Source organism: Aquabacterium sp. UBA2148, from assembly GCF_002328915.1.
GTDB lineage: Bacteria > Pseudomonadota > Gammaproteobacteria > Burkholderiales > Burkholderiaceae_C > Aquabacterium > Aquabacterium parvum.
Map to the genome: position 1 here is coordinate 1 of NZ_DCXA01000099.1, position 1944 is coordinate 1944.

At 69.4% G+C, this 1944-nt stretch carries 3 protein-coding genes and 1 pseudogene; all 4 read left to right on the forward strand.

Going from position 1 to position 1944, the window contains the following annotated elements; all coding sequences use genetic code 11:
* Window positions 1-104: pseudogene (locus B2W70_RS05320) on the forward strand (inorganic phosphate transporter); the annotation flags it as partial.
* 24 nt (window positions 105-128) lie between these two features.
* Complete coding sequence (locus tag B2W70_RS05325) at window positions 129-467, forward strand: nucleotide pyrophosphohydrolase (protein ID WP_058086912.1); 339 nt, start codon at window positions 129-131, stop codon at window positions 465-467.
* 49 nt (window positions 468-516) lie between these two features.
* Entirely contained in the window at window positions 517-849 is a 333-nt protein-coding gene (locus tag B2W70_RS05330) for a hypothetical protein (RefSeq protein WP_286743613.1), read from the forward strand.
* Between the two features lie 34 nt (window positions 850-883).
* Window positions 884-1944, forward strand: a 1061-nt coding sequence (locus B2W70_RS05335) for an MFS transporter (protein WP_286743615.1), incomplete at its 3' end; no start/stop codon positions are given.

Genomic DNA, 1944 nt, shown 5'->3' on the forward strand with positions numbered 1-1944 from the left:
GCTGGGGCGTGGCTGGCAACATCGTCTGGGCCTGGATCCTGACCATCCCGGCCTCGGCGTTCGTGGCCGCCGTTGCATACTGGGTGAGCCTGCAGCTGTACTGACCTCAACCACCCAAGGAGATGCGCATGGCCGATGACTCGCTGGCGCACCTCGCCCAACGCCTCCAGGCTTTCGCCGACGCGCGAGACTGGGGGCGTTTTCATTCGCCCAAGAACCTGGCGTCGGCCCTCGTGGTCGAGGCCGGCGAGTTGCTCGAGCCTTTCCAGTGGCTGACCGAGCAGCAAAGCCGCGAGCTGCCGGGGGACACCAAGGACGCCGTCGCGCTCGAGATGGCCGACGTGCTGCTTTACCTGGTGCAGCTGGGCAACCAGCTGGGCGTCGACGTGGTCGAGGCCGCGCACCGCAAGATCCAGATCAACGAAGGCCGATTTCCCCCTTCGCCAACCGCGTCGAACCAGGTTTGACGAGCACCCGCTCGCGCGCGCGAGTTCACCCGCGGCGTAAAGTCAGGTGATGAACTGGCTCAAGAAGGACCCAGGCTCCATCCGGTCTGCGCCAGGCCTGGAGTGGCAGATCTGGCGCCGCCTGCCGGCCATCCTGGCCTGGGGCACGGCCTTGCCTGGGCTGTGGCTCGCCGCGTCGTGGTGGGCGAGTGCCGGCTCACCCGACCTCCCGCACGACCCCTCTTCGCTGCGAACCGAGTTCATCTTGGTGGGCGTCATCGTCCTTCACTGGACCCTGGTGCTCACGCTCGCCATCGGCTGCGCCATCGTCCTGCTGATGAAGGGGCCGCGCTACGAAGCCGACCCCTACCCCCTGCCCGACGCCGATCGCCCTCTCGATTGAAGCCTGCGGCGCCAGGGCGCGATAGCATCCGCGCGTGACCCACCCGCTGCGCACCCCCCACCTGCCCCTGCTCGCCGCCCTGTACACGGCGCAGGGCCTGCCTTTCGGCTTTTTCACGCTGGCCCTGCCGGTGCTGATGCGCGAGGCGGGTTGGTCGCTCACCGCCCTGGGCTTCCTGCAATTCCTTGCCGCACCCTGGGTGCTCAAGATGCTGTGGGCGCCCATCGTGGACCACCACGGCTCGCGGCGCAGCTGGCTGCTGTCGATGCAACTGGCCTCGTGCGCCCTGGCCGTGGCCATGGCCTTGCTCGGCTTCACCGAGGGCAGCATCGCTCTGTTCGTGGCGGTCTTCGTCTTCAACCTGCTGGCCGCCACCCAGGACGTGGCCACCGACGGCCTGGCCGTGCGCCTGCTCAACGCCCAGCAACGCGGGCTGGCCAATGGCATCCAGGTGGGGGCCTACCGCTTCGGCATGATCCTGGGCGGCGGTGTGCTGCTGTGGGTGTTCGCGCACACCAACTGGCAGGTCGCCTTCTTCGGCATGGCGCTGATGCTGGCCTTGCTGACGCTGCCGGTGTGGCGCATGCAGGAGCCGCCGCCTCACGTGCCCGATGCCGACCCGGTCGGGGCACTTGAAGGCTCGCAAGCGACCTCAACGCCATCGGCTTCGTCGATGCACCACGGCCAGCGAGGTGATGCCCCGCGGGCTGTCCTGCTGGGGGCCACGCCGCCTGCCACCTCTGCTCACGGCATCGATGACGACCCCGTCGCCGACCGCCCCGCTGGCCATCCTGCTGGCCGTCCTGCGGGCCGCCACCTCGCCCTGCTGTGGTGGCACCGCGCGATGCGCCCGGGCGTGCTGGCGCTCGCCGGCCTGATCTTCTGCTTCCGCTTTGGCGACCAGATGGCCGCCGGCCTGATCACGCCCTTCCTGCTCGACCAGGGCCTGAGCAAGGCCGACCTGGCCGTGCTCAAGGGCGCGGTGGGTTCGGGCACCAGCCTGCTGGGCGCCGCGATCGGCGGCTGGTTGATGCTCAGGGTGGGTCGCCGCGCCGCCTTGCTGGGTTGCGGCTTCATGCAAGCGGCGGTCTACGG